Genomic DNA, 17,152 nt, shown 5'->3' on the forward strand with positions numbered 1-17,152 from the left:
CGCCTCACACCCGTCTCCGCATGAAAGGGTGCCATGCCCCGCGTGGTCCTGCTGGGCTCATCGCCCGGCCCCGATGCCGCTACCGGCCAGGCGACGCCGCCCGCCGCGTTGACCCTGCCCGCGCTTCCCGGTTGCCCCACGGTGATCGGCAAGCTGCACGGCCAGCTCGCCTCGATCGACCCCGAGCCGGTGACGATCGCCCGATCGAGTGAGGCCGCCGCCTACCGGGGCTTCCCCGGCAGCCTCGTCGAGACCTCCGACCTGGCCGGCGACCTGCGCGCCGTGGCCGAGGCGGCCGAGGCCGCCACCGAGAACCTGCTCATCCTGCCCGCCAACTCGCTGATCCACGACGAGCTGATCTACCAGATCACCAAGTCGAAGCGCGGGGCGCTCGCGCTGATCGTCAGGGAGCCCCGGGAGGAGGACGAGAACGGCGACGCCGTCGTCCCCGACGTCCCGATCGAGGAGGCGCAGCCGGAGATCGGCGACCGGACGCTGGAGGACCTGCCCGTCCGGGTACGCGCCCGCAGGTCCCGCATCATCTCGGTGGGTTCGGCCTTCCATGCGGTGACCAGGCCCAACGCGGTCCTGCTCGGCCCGCTGCACCTGCACCACAAGCACGCGCCGGTCCTCGCCGAGGCCGCCCGCGAGCTGGCCGACATGGCCCACCTGCTGGGCCCCGACGACGACCTGGTCCAGCTGCTGGTCCTGGGCCTGGTCCGCAAGGGCGTCTCGGTCGGCGTCCGCGGCCGCCGGGACCTGTTCTTCCGCCGGGTGTCCACTCCCGGGCAGGCCATCGAGGCGCCGGCCGAGATGGTCACGTTCAACGAGGACAGTGCCAGGCTGAACAACGCGGTGAAGGGCGCCGACGGTTTCTTCACCACCTATTTCGTCAGCACCTACTCCCGGTTCATCGCCCGCTGGGCGGCCAGGCGGGGGCTGACCCCCAACCAGGTCACGCTGATCTCGATCGCGCTGGGCGTGGCCGCGGCGCTCTGCTTCGCCACCGGTGAGCGGGCCGGGATGGTCGCGGGCGGCGTGCTGATCTACTTCGCGTTCGTGTTCGACTGCGTGGACGGCCAGGTCGCGCGGTACGCCCGCAAGTTCGGCGTGCTCGGGGCGTGGCTGGACGCGACCTTCGACCGGTTCAAGGAGTACGTGGTCTTCGCCGGTCTGGCGGTCGGCGCTGCGGTCTCCGGCGTGGGCGACGTGTGGACGCTGGCGCTGATCGCGCTCGGTGTGCAGTCCATCAAGCACCTGCTCGACTTCTCCTACGGCGCGGCGAACCGGCGTAAGCCCCCGTCGCCGCTGCCCTCGGTGCCGCTGTCGGTCAGCGCCGACACCGGCCTTCGCCAGGCGCTGGAACAGCGCAAGGCCGCCCAGACCGGCGGGATCCGCAGCCTGCTGAAGATGTGGGGCAGGGCCGGCAGGTTCCGGGCCGTGCACTGGGCCCGCAAGATGATCGTGTTCCCCATCGGTGAGCGCTTCGCCGCCATCGCGATCGTCAGCGCCCTGTTCGACGCCAGGATCACCTTCCTGACACTGATCATCTGGGGTGGCATCGGTGCCGCCTACTCGCTCACCGGACGCCTGATGAGGTCTCTCGCATGATCACCCAGCCGCAGACCATCCCCGCTCCGGACCCGTACCAGGAGCGGCTGCGCATCCAGACCGCGCGACTGCTCGCCTACCGCGACGACGGCCCGCTGGTGACGCTGCTGCGTGAGCGGGTCGGCCCCGGGCTGCCCCCGGTGCCCGCCACGCTCGCCGCGCTGCTGGCGATCATCGCGATGGCGGTGACCGGGATGCTGGTGGACGGGCCGATCCTGCTCGTCCCCGTGCTGATCATGATCGTCCTGGTGCTGCCCACCGCGGCCCGTGACCACCTCGGCAAGCTCGACTGGCTGGCGCCGCCGCTGATCCGCGGGGCCGAGTTCCTCACGATCATCCTGATCGGCCTGGCGGCGGACGCGCCCAAGTGGCTGCTGTACGTGCTGATCTACGTGATCGGCTACCACACCTACGACACGGTGTACCGGACACGGCAGAGCATCTGGCCGGCCCCCTGGGTCTTCCGGGCCGGCCTGGGCTGGGAGCTCAGGCTGCTGCTGATCGGCGCCGGTGCCGCGCTGGGCGTGCTGACCTGGGTGCTGGCCGCGCTCACGATCTACCTCGGTGTGCTGTTCGCCGTCGAGAGCGTGACGAGCTGGGTCCGCCTGGACAAGCAGACGGCGCTCGCCCAGGCGGGCGACGACCTGGAGGCCTCCCCCGAGGAGGCCCAGGAGCAGGCCACCGGCGAGGCCGAGCAGACCTGACCGGAGACCGCACAGATGGCGGATGCCGCCGGACAGGTCATCTGTCCGGCGGCATTTTCATTGATCACAGGACCGGGTGCGCGGCCGGACGCACGGCGACACGGATTCACCTCGGGTCGCCGCCGTCCGCCGTGAGCGCGGGTGGACCGCTCGTCGCGAGCCCGGACGGACCCGAAGCGATATACAGGTCAGCGTGGAACTGGACAGGCTGGATCGCGACATCATCGGGGCGCTCGTCGAGGACGCCCGAGCCACATACGCGGAGATCGGACAGCAGGTGGGCCTGTCGGCGTCGGCGGTGAAACGCCGGGTGGACCGGCTGCGCGAGACCGGCGCCATCACCGGGTTCACCGCCAGGGTGGAGCCCGCGGCGCTCGGCTGGACCACCGAGGCCTACGTGGAGCTGTTCTGCGCGGGGAAGACCTCGCCGTCGGAGATCGGGGTGGCCATCGGCCGCCATCCCGAGGTGGTCTCGGCGTGCACCATCACCGGCGAGGCCGATGCGCTGCTGCACATCAGGGCCACCGATGTGCGGCACGTGGAGAGGGTGATCGAACGCATCGCCTCGGAGCCGTTCGTGGTGCGGACCAAGAGCTCCATCGTGCTCTCCCGGCTGATCGAGGCGCCGCTCATGACCTCGCGCGACGAGCCGTTCATCGCCCCGCACAACGAATCACCGTTCATCGCCTGAAGCGCGCAAGAAACCCGCGCCAGAACGCAAGAGCAAGCTCTTGGCCTGCGAGAACACCGTTTCCTAGGCTGATGACGCCGCCACTGAGCCGGCGTTTTCACCACGACCTTCGATACGGGGTTATTCATGACGAGGCACTACCTCATGTGTCGGCCCGACCACTTCGCGGTTGAGTACGCGATCAACCCGTGGATGCGTCCCGAGGCCGGTGCCGACCGCGAGGTGGCGATCAGGCAGTGGGAGACGCTCAGGAGCGCCTACGAGGATCTCGGGCACCGCGTCAGCCTCATCGATCCGGTGAAGGGTCTGCCGGACATGGTCTTCGCCGCCAACGGGGCGCTGGTGGTCGGCGGTCGCGTGTACGGCGCGCGGTTCACCCACCCGCAGCGGGCGGCCGAGGGGCCCGCCTACCTGAAATGGTTCGCCGACAACGGCTACCAGCGGGTCCGCGAGGCGACCTTCACCAACGAGGGTGAGGGGGACTTCCTCACCCTCGACCACCTGGTGCTGGCCGGCACCGGCTTCCGTACCGACATCACCGCTCACGCCGAGGCCCAGGAGTTCCTCGGCCGACCGGTGGTGACGCTGCAGCTGGTGGACCCGCGGTTCTACCACCTGGACACCGCCCTCTTCCCGCTAAACGGACACAACGTGGCATACTTCCCGGGGGCTTTCTCCCCTGGAAGCCAGGAGGTGCTCCGCGGCCTCTTCCCCGACGCCGTCATCGCCGGTGAGGACGACGCCGCCGTGCTGGGCCTCAACGCGGTCAGCGACGGCAGCAACGTGGTGATCAACGTCGAGGCCGCCGATCTCCAGCTGGAGCTCAAGCGCCGGGGCTTCGAGATCATCCCCGTTGACCTGTCGGAGCTCCGCAAGGCCGGGGGCGGTCCGAAGTGCTGCACGCTGGAGATCAGGGGATAGTGCCGGGCGAAACGGCCACGGACCAAAAGGGGCGGACATCAAATGACCAGCACTGACGACTTCATCGAGCTGAGCGAGCGCCGCAGCGCTCACAACTACCATCCGCTGCCCGTCGTGATATCCGAGGCGCAGGGCGCCTGGGTGGTCGACGTGGAGGGCAGGCGTTTCCTGGACTGCCTGTCCGGCTACTCCTCGCTGAACTTCGGGCACGGCAACCCGAAGATCATCGCAGCGGCCCAGGAGCAGCTGTCCAGGCTCACCCTGACCAGCCGCGCCTTCTTCCACGACCAGTTCGCCACCTTCGCCGCCGGGCTGGGCGACCTCACCGGCAAGGACATGGTCCTGCCGATGAACACCGGCGCCGAGGCCGTGGAGACCGCGATCAAGGTGGCCCGCAAGTGGGGCTACGAGGTCAAGGGCGTCGCCGCCGAGCAGGCCAACATCATCGTGATGGAGGACAACTTCCACGGCCGCACCACCACGATCGTCAGCTTCTCCACCGACCCCGACGCCCATGACGGCTTCGGCCCGTACACCCCCGGCTTCAAGATCGTCAAGTACGGCTCCGTCGAGGCGATCCACGAGGCCATCGACGCCAACACCGTCGCGGTGCTGCTGGAGCCCATCCAGGGCGAGGCAGGCGTGCTGGTCCCGCCGGACGGCTACCTCACCCAGGTCCGCGAGCTGTGCACCGCGGAGAACATCCTGATGATCGCCGACGAGATCCAGTCGGGTCTCGGCCGTACCGGCGACACCTTCGCCTGCGACCACGAGGGCGTCGTCCCCGACATCTACGTGCTGGGCAAGGCCCTGGGCGGCGGCGTCGTCCCGGTCTCGGCGATCACCGCGAACGAGGACGTGCTCGGCGTGATCGGGCCGGGGCAGCACGGCTCCACCTTCGGCGGCAACCCCCTCGCCTGCGCGGTCGCGAACGCGGTCATCGAGATGCTCGGTACCGGCGAGTACCAGGCACGGGCCAGGGATCTCGGCGAGGTCATGCACGAGAGACTGCGCGGCCTGATCGGCCAGGGCGTGGTCACCGTCCGCGGGCGCGGCCTGTGGGCGGGCGTCGACATCGACCCGTCCCTGGCCGGCGGGCGTGAGGTCTCCAAGGCGCTCATGGCCCACGGCGTCCTGGCCAAGGACACTCACGGCTCGACCGTCCGCCTCGCCCCGCCGATCGTCATCTCCGAGGAGGACCTCGTCTGGGCGATCGACCAGCTCGGCGCCGTCCTCGCCGAGCTGGCGGAGTGAGCCACCGGCCCGGACGGGCCGGCAGAGCCCCGACATGACGGAGCCGGTTCGGCTCACGCGTCCGTGACGCGTGAGCCGCAATCGCTCCGGGTACGGACGGTGGTTCCGCACCGGGCGTCGACCGGAGAACTCCCGGCGAGAGACAGCGGCCCCGCCCCGCTAAATCCCCTTCAGCTCCACCGTGGCGATCTCCGAGACATCGGTGCCGGTGGCGGTGTCCCAGCGGGCCGACATGGGAGCGGTGTCCAGGGACAGGACGGCCACCGCGTTGGAGAACCACGGGCCGTCGGTGATCCGCCACGTGAAGGGCGTCCTGGGGATCCTGGCCAGGCGGGAGAGCGAGCGTCCGATCAGGCCGGCGACGCCGAACTGGGCGACGATGTTGGCCAGGCGGAGCGTGCGGCTCAGCGGGTTGCGGATCGGCGAGCAGACCAGCTGGTAGATGGGGAGCCCGCGCGCCTTTGAAACGTAGGAGTAGTGCACGTCTCCGGAAAGTATGATCACCGGCTTCCCCAGCCCGGCCAGCAGCCTGGACAGATCCTCGAAGGAGCGCCGGAAGGCCGCCCAGTGCTCCAGGTCCAACGCCTGGCGCAGCGCCTCCGACCAGCGAGCCACCCTGGCGCCCCATGCCCCCTGTGCCAGGGCCTCGTTCCAGTTCTGGATGTGATGGATGCCCGCGGGAAGCAGGAACGGCACCGAGGAGCCGATCACGAAGCGCTTCGCGCCGTCCCCGCGGAGCCGCTCGGTGAGCCACTCCCACTCCACCGGGTCGATCATGCGCCGGTCTGTTGGGGTGAGCCGGCGGGAGCAGCGGGAGTCGAGCATGATCAGACGGGTGTCCCCGAGATCGCGGGCGTAGCTCCACCGGCTGTCGGCCGGAACGTCATAGGCGTGCTCGGCGAAGGCGTCGAGGACCTCCGCACCGTCCCCCTCGGCCGCGCAGACCTTGCTGAGCAGCTCGTCGGCGGCGCGCTCGGCCGGCGACATGTTGCCCAGGTGCTGGTAGACCCAGTAGGCGCCGATCCCGGAGATCACCCGGTGCCGCCACCAGGGGACGCGCTCCATCTGCTCGCGCCAGGTGCTGGAGGTGTTGAAATCGTCGCGCAGGTCGTGATCATCAAAGATCATCGCGGTGGGCACCGTGGAGAGGATCCAGCGGATCTCCGGGTCGGTCCACGCCCGGCGGTAGATCTCGGCGTACTCCTCGAAGTCGGCGATCTCCTTCTTCGGCTCGCTGTCCCGGCGACTCCCGATGAACTCCAGCATCTCGGCGGACGGCTCGTCGGCGTAGACCTGGTCGCCGAGGAGCAGCAGCAGGTCGGGCCACCGGTCCTCGGGAGTCTCCATCAGGGTGCAGCCGTACGCGCGCAGCATGTCCACCCCGTGGGAGATCGTGTGCAGGGTGTCGTGCGGCACGCTGGTCCGGCAGGAGCCGAACATCACCCGGTTCGGCCCGCCGGGGCCGAGCAGGCGGATGCGGCTGGGCGGCCGGCCGGGCGGCGGCCACACGGCCTCGGCGCCCAGACGCACCTCGTAGGCCCCGCCGCCGGCCACGTCCACGATCGCGTAGTGGTGACCGTGGACCGTGAACGTCCCGGCCTGCGAGCTCACCCCACCGACCTCGACCGTCACCTCGCACGGCTCGCTCGTCTCCAGCCATACCGACGCGCTCGTCTCGTCGACATAACGCAACATCGGCCCGACCACAAGTTCCGGCACGTTCAACCCCTCCGCCACTGCACGACGGTAGGAATCCTTTATCGGAGCCCACCGGATTCGTACGTTCCTCCCAGATTGCCCGGAGAGGCCGCCAGATAACAACGCATCATCAGGTCAAGATGGCGCGACCGGGCCCGGGAGCGGTCACGAGAACGAAACACTGCCTGTCCCCGCAGGCAAAAAACCGCACCTACTCTGAGCGTGACCATGTGCTCCGTACGGAGGTTTCCTTTGAGGACGCTCACGGTGCCGTCGACGACGCCGGCCACCACCGCTCCCGCCAGCCCTGGCCGGCAGGCTCTCGACTCCGCGCTCTTCCAGCTCGACCAGGCGGCCGACCGGCTGGGCCTGGACGACAGCCTGCGTGCCATGCTCGCCACGCCCCGCCGCTCACTCACCGTGTCGGTTCCGGTCCGCCGCGAGGACGGCCGGATGGACGTCGCGCAGGGTTTCCGGGTGCAGCACAACATCACCCGCGGCCCGGCGAAGGGCGGCATCCGCTTCCACCCCCGCACCGACGTCCACGAGGTCACCGCGCTGGCCATGGGGATGACGTGGAAGTGCGCGCTGGCCGGCCTCCCGTACGGGGGCGCCCAGGGCGGCGTCTCGGTGGACCCCGCCTCGCTGAGCACCCGCGAGCTGGAGCGGGTCACCCGCCGCTACGTCAACGAGGTCCTGCCGATCGTCGGCCCCGAGCGGGACGTCCCGACCCCCGACGTCGGCACCGACAGGCGGACCATGACCTGGATCATGGACACCTACTCGGTGAACGCGGGCTACCCGGTGCCCGGCGTGACGATCGGCGGACCGACGACCTCCGGCGGCGCACCGGAGCGGGTGGAGGCCACCTCGCGCGGCGTGCGGATCGCCACGCTCAGGGCCATGCGCGGCTCCCCCCAGGGCCGCACCGTCGCGATCCAGGGCTTCGGCAAGGTCGGCGCCCCCGCCGCGCGCCACCTCGCCGACGCGGGCTGTCTCGTGGTCGCGGTCTCCGACAGCACCGGGGCCGTGGTCAACCGCTCGGGCCTGGACGTCGACGGCCTGCGGGCGTGGTCAAAGGAGACCGGCGGAGTGCGCGGCTACCCCGAGGCGGACCCGCTGTCCCACGACGACCTGCTGGAACTCGACGTGGACGTGCTCGTTCCCGCGGCCCTGGAAGGGGCGATCACCGAGGAGAACGCCCCCCGGATCAGGGCAGGTCTGATCGTGGAGGGTGCCAGCTGCCCCCTCACGCCCGGGGCGGACCGCGTCCTCGCCGACGCGGACATCACCGTGGTACCCGACATCCTGGCCAACGCGGGCGGCGTGATCGTCTCCTACCTGGAGTGGCTGCAGGAGGCGCAGGGTCGCTCCTGGAGCGCACGCGAGGTGGACGCGAGGCTCCGCGGTCTCGTGGAGAACGCGTTCGACACGGTCACGGCGGTCTCGGCCGAGTGCGGGATCACCCTGCGCCAGGCCGCCCACGTGATCGGCGTCGGCCGGGTCGCCGAGGCGCACCGGGCCCGCGGGCTCTGACCCCGAAGCGGCTCGACGACCTCTCCGTGCGCCTCCGTCGCGACGTGCACGAAGGCCGCCTCGACCCCCGCGCCGCCGCACGCGCCGTACGGCAGGCGACCGCGTCCCTACGCCGCCGCGGCCAGACGGTCACGCCACCACGCGATCGTCTCGGCCAGCGCCTCGTCCATCGGGGTCGGCGCGATGCCGAAGGCGGCCTGGAAGTCGCCCGAGTCCAGGACGAAGGGCCGGACGAACTGGTAGCGCAGTTCCTCCAGCTCACCGAGCATCGGGGAGAAGGCCCCGACGGTGCGCAGCAGCGACGCGGCGAGCGGCGGCCAGTCGCGCGCCCACCGGTGGTAGGGCGGGTTGACGCAGTTGTAGAGGACCGCGGCGCCCTCGGTCAGGGCGGTCAGTCCCGCGCGGTCGCCCGCGTCGGCGGCGACCCTGCGGATGCCCGGCACCTCGGGTCCCGAGCCCGAGCGGCTGACGAGGACGACCTCGTGTCCCTGCCCGGCCAGCAACCGGGCGACCTCGGAGCCGACCTGACCGGCTCCCGCGACGACGTGCTTGGCCATGATCTTCCTCACTGATTCCAGACGAGCCGCAGGGCGGCGTTGACGACGAAGACGGCGGCGAAGGCGACCCCGGGGACGACGCGGCCGGCCATGACCAGCGCCACGGCGCCGCCGCCGAACCAGAGCACCTCCAGGACGGCGCGGGCGAGGCCGGTGAGCGGGATCAGCGCGCCGTTGGCCGCGCCGAAGATCGCCCAGGCCGCGATGAACAGCGCCGGCCCGCCAAGGCCGAGGAGCAGTCTCACCGGCCAGTTCGAACCGGTGACGAAACCCCAGTAGCCGACCGAGGCCAGTACGCCCAACTCCAGCAGGAACATGACGAGCAGGTTGGTGTTCTTGGCCAGGGACATCATGGGGGGCTCCTCAGAGATTACCGCTCCGCTATGAGAGCAATGCTCTCGCCAAAGAGCACCAGTCGTCAAGAGCAGTGCTCTCGTTTCTTTCCAGTGCTCTGATATGGTCACGGCATGACTTCGAGGCTCACCGCACGGGAGAGGGTCAGGGCCGAGCTGACCCGCGAGATCACCGACGTCGCCCGAGAGCAGCTGGCCGTCGACGGCGCGAGCGGCCTGTCCCTGCGCGCGGTCGCCCGCGAGATGGGCATGGCCTCCTCCGCGATCTACCGCTACTTCCCCTCCAAGGACGACCTGCTCACGGCCCTGATCATCGACGGCTACAACGCCCTCGGCGAGGCCGTGGAGAACGCCGACGCAGCCGTCCCGCACACCGACCACACGGGCAGGTGGATGGCGGTCTGCCACGCCGTACGGGACTGGGCGCTGGCCCACCCGCACGAGTACGCCCTGCTGTACGGCTCACCCGTCCCCGGCTACCAGGCTCCGCAGGACACCGTCCCCGCCGCGGTCCGCGACACCGTCGTCTACGGCCGGATCGTCTCCGACGCCCATCGGGCCGGAACCCTGAACCCTCCCGGCGACCATCCGCCCGCCCCGCCGTCCTTCCGCGAGGACGCCGCGCGCCTGCGCGAGCTGATGCCCGACGTCCCCGACGACGTGATCGTCCGCGGCCTGATCGCCTGGACCGGCCTGTTCGGCTGGATCAGCTTCGAGCTGTTCGGCCAGTTCAACAACGCGATCCTGGACCGCACCGCGGCCTTCGACCACACCATGCGCTGCCACGCCCGCACCCTCGGCCTGCCCGCCTGACACGTCACGACTTAGCGGCGATCGGTAACGCTTGTGGGTCTGGCGTGATAAATGAGATGAATGGCTCTTGAATGAGCCGTTCCCCCCCACAGGCGAGAGGCGCTGCCGACTTCATGGTGGACAGTCCCATCCACGGCGAGGGTGTGACGGTCCGCACCCTCTTCGAGTGGAACTCCTTCGCGTTGGACTACTACCAGCGTGAGTACACCTGGACCCGGCACGAGGTCAGCACCCTGATCGACGACCTCAGCCAGCGCTTTCTCAGCCAGTGGAACCCCCTGCACGACCAGGAGGAGGCCAGCCGCTACGCCCCGTACTTCCTGGGCCCCTACGTCTACCACGAGAGCAGGGGCCGCACCTTCCTCGTCGACGGCCAGCAGCGCGTCACCACCCTCCATCTCGTGCTGATCTATCTCCGGCAGCTGCTGCTCGACCAGGAGATGTGGATCAACGTCGACGAGTTGGAAGGGCTCACCTACACGGCGCGGCACGGCAGGCGGAGCTTCAAGGTCGGCAGCTCCGAGGAGCTGTCCCGCGCGCAGCTGCTCAATTCCCTGGTCACCGATTGGAACGGTCTCAAGGGGTTCACCCTGCCCGACGACGCGCACATCTCGGTGCGCAACCTGCACGACCGGAGCAGGGAGATCGACGGGGAGTTCCCCGAGGTGCTACGGGGCGAGGCCCTGGTGCCCTTCGTCCGGTGGCTGCTGGACCGGGTCTGCCTGGTCGGCATCCGGGCACTGGACCAGGAGAACGGCCGCGAGATCTTCGTGTCGATGAACGACCGGGGGCTCCGGCTGAGCCACGTGGACCTGCTCAAGGGCCATCTCTTCCGGCGGGTCGGCGAGCAGCCGCGCGAGGAACTGGGTAGGGAGTGGGCCGATATGCTGGCCCGTCTCACCACCTCGGAGACCGACTCCCCCGAGGCCAACACTCCCAGCGCGTACGTTCGCTCGTTCCTGCTGGCGCAGTATGCGCACCTCGACAAGGACTCCAAAGACGCCGCCGAGATCGGGCGGGCCGTCCATGAGTGGATCCTGCGCAACGACGTCCAGCTCGGCCTCGGCCGCCCGGCAGAGGCCGAGAGGTTCGTGCGGAGGCTCACGGACGTGTCGAAACGCTACTGCGAGCTGCTCCGCGCCTGCCGGGAGTTCACGCCCGCCCTGGCAGCCGTCTACTTCAACGGCTACAACGGCATCGACAACCAGTTCACGCTGCTGCTCTCCGTCGTCTCTCCCGAGGACCCCGACGAGGTGTTCGTCCGGAAGACCTCGATGGTCGCCTCCTTCCTCGACCTCCTCTACGTGCGCAGATGCGTCAACAACCTGCCGGTGCAGCGCCGTGACCTCGACGAGGTCATCCACCGGCTGATTCCGCTGCTGCGAATCTGCCGGACCGCCGAGGACATCGCCACGGTCCTCGGCCGGGAGACCTCCCTGCTCGACCACGACTTCCGCGAGCTGGCCTCCTTCGGGCTGCGGGCCAACAACCGCCGCGTGGTCCGCTACCTGCTCTCCCGGATGACCGCCCACGTCCAGCGCGCCTGCGAGGGAGGGCAGCACGAGTACGCCTTCCTGCGGGGGCGGCGCGACTACGAGATCGAGCACATCTGGGCCAACCGCTTCGAACGGTACCGGGACGCCGTCAAGACCACCGCGGAGTTCTACATCCGGCGCAACCGCCTCGGCGCCCTGCTGCTCCTGCCCAAGTCGATCAACGCGAGCTTCCGCGACGACCCCTACGACAGGAAGATCGAGCACTACTACGCGGAGAACCGGCTCGCGGCCTCCCTGCACCCCAAGAGCCGCCTGCGCAACACCCCGTTCACGCACTATCTCAAGGACTCGGGGCTGGACAAGGCGTTCCGGCCCTGCCCCAGTTTCGGGGTACGGGAGATCGAACAGCGCCAGCACCTCTACCGGCTGCTCTGCGAGGAGATCTGGAACCCGGCCAGGCTCGGCTTCCGCCTGCCGGTGATCCCGCTCCCGACTCCTGTCGAGTCGCCCACGGCCCGCCGCCACTACGGCGTCGAGGTCGCCGACCTGATCAGGAGCGGCCTGATAGCGCCGAACACCAAGATCTTCCGTACGGTCAAGGGCGAGGTCCACCACGCCACGATCGAGGAGGACGGAAGGATCAGGCTGGCGGCGACGGACCAGGCGTACCACTCCCTGTCCGCCGCCGGGGCCGCGGCCGCGGGGAGCAAGGCGTGCGCCGGCTGGGACGTCTGGCGCATCGACCGCGACGGCGCGGCGATCCCGCTGAAACGCCTCCGCGAGGAGGCCATCACCCGCGGCCTCGTCTCCACCCCCTGACGCTCCGGCAGCCGGGGATGAGACCTACTCTCTCACCGCCGGACCGGTGGCCGGAAGAGGAACGGGCCGGGTGGGCGTTCGTCGCACCGGCGCAGGTGGAATCGGAATGCTTGATCGAGTTTTTTACCAGCTCGGAAGTCGCCAGTACGATGTCGTCGACCATTGGATGATCGACACCGAGCCATTCGCGCACTTCAGAGCGGGCTCGTGAGACGGATTCACGAACGCTGGGCAGATCGATGCTGCCGAGAATCCTCGGCTCCGGAGTCGTCGCTTTCATGGTTTCACCCGCTTAGAAGAATCATCTCCGATCAACCTCCCGACCATCCCAAGTTTCGGCTACATCCGGTACCGGATCACCATTCAGGTTCTTCCCTTCAAGGCATACTCAACGACCGGCCTCGCCGGTGGGTTCGCCATCGCACAGGCTCGGGGAACCTTCGACACCGCATACGTCGAGTCTGCTGGGGTCATGAGCCGAGTAACAGAGCGACCAGAGGACGTGAGCGTTTTAACATACAGATACGAGGGGATTCGTTCCGAAGCACTGTCCCAGCGCGAGTCCCTAGAATTGATCAAGGAGACGACGCAGCGATGGACGAGTTGACCCAGGAACTCAACACTGCCGTCTGGCGCAAGTCCTCCCTGTCAGGACCCGACGGCGGCAACTGCGTTGAAGTCGCCGAGTTGTCCGGCGGCCGTAAAGGCGTCCGAGACAGCAAAAATCCAACCGGCCCCGCACTGGTCTTCACCCCCGGCGAATGGGACGCGTTCGTCAAAGGCGTGAAGGGTTGCGAATTCGACTGACCGCTCCCCCTGTTTCCGAGGTTTCACCGGCGTGAACTCGGCACGAGCACCGGATCCTGTCTCCCTCCTCCTAACGGGGCGCCCATGATCCCCGAGGCGTGCCACGACCCCGCGGTGACGATCATTATGGAGCCGTCGACAGCCTCTACCGGGAGAACGCCTTCTGTGCGGCACCGCGGATGACCTCGCCCAGGCGCTACCGTTCCCCGTGCAGTGAGATGAGGGCGACGAGTGACCCGGTGACGGCAGGAAGGACCCGCTGCAGGACGCGCAGCTGCTGCGTGCCGGCAACGTCGTCGGGAGTCTCCTTGCCGGGCTTCACCGCGTCCTCCATCGGCACGTCTCCCGCGCCCGCGAGCTTGGCGCCGAGTACTCCGGTGTAGGCGGTCGGCCGACGACCAACCCCGGAGGTTGCGCTCGGCATGCTCACGCCCCATGCGTGAGCCCCATCCAGCAGACGACCCTCATGGCGCAACTGTTTCATATATGAAAGAGTTGCGCCATGACTAGAAGTAGCGCAATGGCCACCCTCGGCTCTATCGGCGAGGCACAATGGGGCCTTGTAACGACGAGGCAGGCGGTCCAGAACGGCGTCTCCAATCTGGACATGACCCGGCTCACCCAGGATGGAGTGCTCAACCGTGTCGCTTATGGTGTCTACCGCGTTTCAGGTTCACCCGCCGGTCCGCTCACCGAACTGCGTGCCGCATGGCTCATGCTCGAACCACAGACCGAGGCCGATCTTCGGGGCATCGGCGCCGGGGTCGTCTCGCACGGTAGCGCCGCCGTCGTTCACGGCGTCGGAGACTTCACCGATGAGGTCCACGAGTTCACCCGAGAGAGGCGCGGAAGATCTCGTCGCCCCGATGTCCGGATCCATTCACGGCCGATTGGCCCGGAATCCGTCGTGTGGGTGGATCAACTTCCCGTCACCTCGATACCGCGACTGATCGACGACCTGCTCGCGGATCGCCATGACGGCCAGCACGTGGCGCACGTCCTGACGGACAGCCTCGACAGGGGCCTCTCAACGCCGGAAGAGGTCGCCGAAACGATAAATCACCATGCCGCGGCGTACGGCGTCACTCCGGCTGAAACATTTCTAGATCATCTGATTGGCCTGGTCAGACCAGCATCTCCCGGGAGCCCTCATCACAACTAACATGCCGTACGCCTCTCCCCGTGCGTTTGAGGCGGCGCTCACCGCCCGATTCAAAATGCTCGCGTCGCAACGCCCTTACTCGATGTCGCAACTGCGCCGCCAGTTCGCCTATGACCGAGCGCTTGCCCGCTGCTTCTCCGGGCCATCGAGCGATCGATGGGTACTCAAAGGGGGTATATCCATCCTCGCTCTCCTCCAGGCAGCACGACACTCTTCGGACCTTGACCTCTGTACAACGGCCCCCAGCAGCTCTGAGGCATTCCACGCTCTCCAATCGTCCCTGAGCCAGGACCTTGGCGACCACTTCTCCTTCCATCTTCAACAACCCTCACTACTGATCCAAGGCGTGGAGGGGGTCCGAGCTTCCGTAACAGCGTTTCTCGGACGTCGCCCCTACGAACGTTTTCACGTAGATCTGGTAACCGGCGTGATCTCCACCGGGACAGTGGAACATGCTGATCCACTCGTTGCACTTGGCATTCCTGGGCTACATCAACCGCGATATCGCCTCTACCCGCTGTGCGACACCCTTGCAGACAAGATCTACTCGATCGGGAAATGGCACAGTGATCGTCCCAGCACGCGCTTCCGCGACCTCGTTGACATCGTGCTGATCGCGGTCAACCGCCCTGTGGACGCCGCCCGGATGCACTCCGCGCTGAGCTGTGAGCGGCTACTGCGGAAGGGGATCCAGCCGACGACCGTCACTGTGGCCGACGAACCCCTCTGGGAAGCCGGATACGCGAAAGCCGCGGCATCAGCCCCCGGTCTGGCCGGATACCGTGACCTGCACTCCGCACTGCTCCTGGCGAGAAGGTTCGTGGATCCCGTGCTCAACGGGGTGGTTACCTCGGGGACGTGGGAACCGACCACACTGCGTTGGCAGTAGCCGGCCATCCGGCGGATCCATGCTGTTGTGGCCCTACCGAACCCTTACCTGGGCTCTGCTCCCGCGAAGAGACGATCGTTCCCGAACGGGTTGCGGAACTTGCCCGTGGGGTCGTGGTCGGCGGCCAGCCGCCGGAAGTCCGGTAGCCGGTCGTACAGGGACGCCAGGCGCTCGGGGCCCATCAGGAAGAGCTTGCCCCAGTGGGGCGGGCCTCGAAGGGCTCCAGGAGCCCGGCACGAGTGCACCATGAGTACCGCTGACCAGTGGATAATCTTCAACCGTGCTGTATGGGAGAGATCGGGAGACCGCGGTCCTCGACCGTCTTCTTGACGGGGCCAAGCGAGGGCAGGGCGGGGCCCGCGTGCTCTGGGGCGATCCAGGCATCGGCAAGACGGCGTTGCTCCGGTACATCGAGGATCGCGCCGAGGGGTTCGTCGTCCTGAGCGGCAGGGGAACCCGATCGGAGTCCGCCTTGGCCTTCGCCGCCCTGCACGAGCTGGAGCGCGGCCGCGCTCCCCGAGCTCATCGAGGCCGCGGTGCTCACGGGGCGGGCGGACCTGGCCATCCCCGCTGTGGACGAACTCGCCGCACTTACCGAAGCATCTGGCACCGATTGGGGCTTGGGCGTCCTGCTGCGCAGCCGCGCCCTGCTATCCGACGACCCGGACGACCTCTACCGGGAAGCCTGCGCCCGGCTGGGCCGAACCCGCGTGAACGTGCAACTGGCCCGGACTCACCTGCTGTACGGCGAATGGCTGAGCCGCACCGGCCGTCGCGCCGAGGCGCGTGCCCGGCTCCAAGAGGCGCATCGGCTGCTGGACGCCATGGGCGCAACGGGATTCGCCACCCGGGCCGCCCGCCGATTGCGCGCACTGGGTGAACGTCCGGCCGGCGGCACCAGGCCGGCCATCGACGTCCTCACCTCGAAGGAGGCGAACATCGCCCACCTGGTGACGAGAGGCCGGACCTCGAGGGAAGTGGCCGCCGAGCTCTTCCTCAGTCCACGAACCGTCGAGGCTCACCTGCGTAACATCTTCCGGAAGCTGGGCATCAACTCGCGCAGGCAGCTGCGAGACATGAACCTGCGAGTGTGACCGGCCCGGCCCCGGTCACACTCGCAGCGCTCATTTAAGGCCGAGGAGCTGGAATTCCCAGGCGAGGGCCGCCCCGAAGCTGCCGCCGTGCGCGAAGAAGATCTCGGCCATGCCCGGCACGGTCTCTTCCCTGGCCCAGTCGCGCTGCCACTCGCCGAGCATGGTGACGGCAGCGCTGGGGATGACACCCGCCTGCACCATGCGCTGTACCGCGCGCTCGTGCGCTTCCATCGAGGTGGCGCCGGAGGCGTCCGTCACGGCGATCACCCGATATCCGTCAGCCATCGCGTGCACCGCGGGGAAGACCACACAGATGTCGGTGTAAAGGCCGGCGATGACGAGGTCCTTACGCCCCGTCGCCGCCACCGCCTCCACCACTCGCTGGTCCTCCCAGCTGTTCTGGGTGGTGCGGTCAATCGGCTCCTGATCGGGGAAGACGTCCTGCAGCGAACGGAGAAGACGGCCACCCCGATCGGCGACCACGGTCGTCAAGATGGTGGGGATGCCGAACAGCTTCGCCGCCTTGGCCAGGGCGAGAGTGTTGTTGATCACCAAGTTGCCGTCATGGCTCTGCAGACCTGCAAACTGGGCACCCTGATGGTCGATCAGCAGCAGGACGGCGCTGTCGGGGGTGGATAGAGCTTCAAGGCCGATGTACGGGTTAGTGGGCACTTTCTGGCTCCTTTCGAGCGACAAGGTGATGCTTGCATCGATCGGAGCCCCTCCGCCTCTGCGAAAACTACCTAC

Annotated in this window: 19 protein-coding genes and 1 pseudogene; 14 read left to right on the forward strand and 6 right to left on the reverse strand. The window is 68.4% G+C overall.

From position 1 onward, the window contains the following. Positions 1-33 precede the first annotated feature (33 nt). The 5 genes from OIE13_RS20450 to rocD all read left to right on the forward strand — a co-directional run bounded on the left by OIE13_RS20450 (position 34) and on the right by rocD (position 5,181). Positions 34-1,611 carry a CDP-alcohol phosphatidyltransferase family protein gene (locus tag OIE13_RS20450; protein ID WP_326828571.1) on the forward strand — a complete coding sequence of 526 codons (1,578 nt, stop codon included), beginning with the start codon at positions 34-36 and terminating at the stop codon, positions 1,609-1,611. After that, positions 1,608-2,315, forward strand: a complete 708-nt coding sequence (locus tag OIE13_RS20455; RefSeq protein WP_326637469.1) for a DUF5941 domain-containing protein — start codon at positions 1,608-1,610, stop codon at positions 2,313-2,315. The genes OIE13_RS20450 and OIE13_RS20455 overlap by 4 nt, the downstream gene beginning before the upstream one ends. 193 nt (positions 2,316-2,508) lie before the next feature. Beyond that, positions 2,509-3,006, forward strand: a complete 498-nt coding sequence (locus OIE13_RS20460) for an Lrp/AsnC family transcriptional regulator (protein ID WP_326637467.1) — start codon at positions 2,509-2,511, stop codon at positions 3,004-3,006. A gap of 126 nt (positions 3,007-3,132) precedes the next feature. Next, positions 3,133-3,927 (forward strand): dimethylargininase, encoded by a 795-nt coding sequence (ddaH, locus tag OIE13_RS20465; RefSeq protein ID WP_326637465.1) that lies wholly within the window; start codon positions 3,133-3,135, stop codon positions 3,925-3,927. Positions 3,928-3,969: 42 nt separating this feature from the next. Next, on the forward strand, positions 3,970-5,181 hold the full coding sequence (gene rocD, locus OIE13_RS20470) for an ornithine--oxo-acid transaminase (RefSeq protein ID WP_326828572.1): 1,212 nt from the start codon (positions 3,970-3,972) through the stop codon (positions 5,179-5,181). A gap of 159 nt (positions 5,182-5,340) precedes the next feature. Here the strand turns inward: rocD and OIE13_RS20475 are convergent, their stop codons facing one another. Then, positions 5,341-6,918, reverse strand: a complete 1,578-nt coding sequence (locus OIE13_RS20475) for a DUF7800 domain-containing protein (protein WP_326637461.1) — start codon at positions 6,916-6,918, stop codon at positions 5,341-5,343. Positions 6,919-7,146: 228 nt separating this feature from the next. Here OIE13_RS20475 and OIE13_RS20480 point away from each other — a divergent pair, with 228 nt between their 5' ends. Beyond that, the gene (locus OIE13_RS20480; RefSeq protein WP_326828573.1) at positions 7,147-8,415 is read left to right on the forward strand and encodes a Glu/Leu/Phe/Val family dehydrogenase; all 1,269 of its coding nucleotides are present in this window, start codon (positions 7,147-7,149) and stop codon (positions 8,413-8,415) included. A gap of 107 nt (positions 8,416-8,522) precedes the next feature. Here OIE13_RS20480 and OIE13_RS20485 read toward each other — a convergent pair whose 3' ends face one another. Together OIE13_RS20485 and OIE13_RS20490 are read right to left on the reverse strand one after the other, a co-directional pair. Further along, entirely contained in the window at positions 8,523-8,972 is a 450-nt protein-coding gene (locus OIE13_RS20485) for an NAD-dependent epimerase/dehydratase family protein (protein ID WP_326637457.1), read from the reverse strand. 8 nt (positions 8,973-8,980) lie between these two features. Next, positions 8,981-9,325 carry a YrdB family protein gene (locus tag OIE13_RS20490; protein WP_326637455.1) on the reverse strand — a complete coding sequence of 115 codons (345 nt, stop codon included), beginning with the start codon at positions 9,323-9,325 and terminating at the stop codon, positions 8,981-8,983. A gap of 114 nt (positions 9,326-9,439) precedes the next feature. Here OIE13_RS20490 and OIE13_RS20495 point away from each other — a divergent pair, with 114 nt between their 5' ends. From OIE13_RS20495 to OIE13_RS20505, 4 genes are all read left to right on the forward strand, one after another. Then, entirely contained in the window at positions 9,440-10,138 is a 699-nt protein-coding gene (locus tag OIE13_RS20495) for a TetR/AcrR family transcriptional regulator (RefSeq protein WP_326637453.1), read from the forward strand. Between the two features lie 71 nt (positions 10,139-10,209). Beyond that, the gene (locus tag OIE13_RS20500; protein ID WP_326828574.1) at positions 10,210-12,453 is read left to right on the forward strand and encodes a DUF262 domain-containing protein; all 2,244 of its coding nucleotides are present in this window, start codon (positions 10,210-10,212) and stop codon (positions 12,451-12,453) included. Positions 12,454-12,814: 361 nt separating this feature from the next. Then, the gene (locus OIE13_RS36765; protein WP_442816073.1) at positions 12,815-13,060 is read left to right on the forward strand and encodes a Scr1 family TA system antitoxin-like transcriptional regulator; all 246 of its coding nucleotides are present in this window, start codon (positions 12,815-12,817) and stop codon (positions 13,058-13,060) included. Continuing rightward, positions 13,048-13,260 carry a DUF397 domain-containing protein gene (locus OIE13_RS20505; protein WP_326637449.1) on the forward strand — a complete coding sequence of 71 codons (213 nt, stop codon included), beginning with the start codon at positions 13,048-13,050 and terminating at the stop codon, positions 13,258-13,260. Before OIE13_RS36765 ends, OIE13_RS20505 begins: the two co-directional genes overlap by 13 nt. A gap of 196 nt (positions 13,261-13,456) precedes the next feature. On the opposite strand, the gene OIE13_RS20510 is transcribed toward OIE13_RS20505, so the two are convergent. Beyond that, entirely contained in the window at positions 13,457-13,684 is a 228-nt protein-coding gene (locus tag OIE13_RS20510) for a hypothetical protein (protein WP_326637448.1), read from the reverse strand. 96 nt (positions 13,685-13,780) lie between these two features. Here OIE13_RS20510 and OIE13_RS20515 point away from each other — a divergent pair, with 96 nt between their 5' ends. Together OIE13_RS20515 and OIE13_RS20520 are read left to right on the forward strand one after the other, a co-directional pair. Further along, positions 13,781-14,422: a type IV toxin-antitoxin system AbiEi family antitoxin domain-containing protein gene (locus OIE13_RS20515; protein ID WP_326637446.1), complete on the forward strand. Its 642-nt coding sequence runs from the start codon at positions 13,781-13,783 to the stop codon at positions 14,420-14,422. An 82-nt stretch (positions 14,423-14,504) separates the two neighbouring features. Beyond that, the gene (locus tag OIE13_RS20520; protein WP_326830304.1) at positions 14,505-15,311 is read left to right on the forward strand and encodes a nucleotidyl transferase AbiEii/AbiGii toxin family protein; all 807 of its coding nucleotides are present in this window, start codon (positions 14,505-14,507) and stop codon (positions 15,309-15,311) included. A gap of 44 nt (positions 15,312-15,355) precedes the next feature. Here OIE13_RS20520 and OIE13_RS20525 read toward each other — a convergent pair whose 3' ends face one another. Continuing rightward, positions 15,356-15,559 (reverse strand): D-arabinono-1,4-lactone oxidase, encoded by a 204-nt coding sequence (locus OIE13_RS20525; protein WP_326647008.1) that lies wholly within the window; start codon positions 15,557-15,559, stop codon positions 15,356-15,358. A 32-nt stretch (positions 15,560-15,591) separates the two neighbouring features. Between OIE13_RS20525 and OIE13_RS36770 the strand changes: the two are divergent. Then, positions 15,592-15,798, forward strand: a pseudogene (locus OIE13_RS36770) (ATP-binding protein); the annotation flags it as partial. 49 nt (positions 15,799-15,847) lie between these two features. Then, positions 15,848-16,405, forward strand: coding sequence for a LuxR C-terminal-related transcriptional regulator (locus OIE13_RS20530; RefSeq protein ID WP_326637441.1), 558 nt, complete (start codon positions 15,848-15,850; stop codon positions 16,403-16,405). A 30-nt stretch (positions 16,406-16,435) separates the two neighbouring features. On the opposite strand, the gene OIE13_RS20535 is transcribed toward OIE13_RS20530, so the two are convergent. Next, a complete protein-coding gene (locus OIE13_RS20535; protein ID WP_326828575.1) occupies positions 16,436-17,077 on the reverse strand; it encodes a hydrolase in 642 nt (213 codons plus the stop codon). Positions 17,078-17,152: the final 75 nt, after the last annotated feature.

The sequence above is a fragment of the Streptosporangium sp. NBC_01810 genome, from assembly GCF_035917355.1.
In the GTDB taxonomy this organism is placed as follows: domain Bacteria; phylum Actinomycetota; class Actinomycetes; order Streptosporangiales; family Streptosporangiaceae; genus Streptosporangium.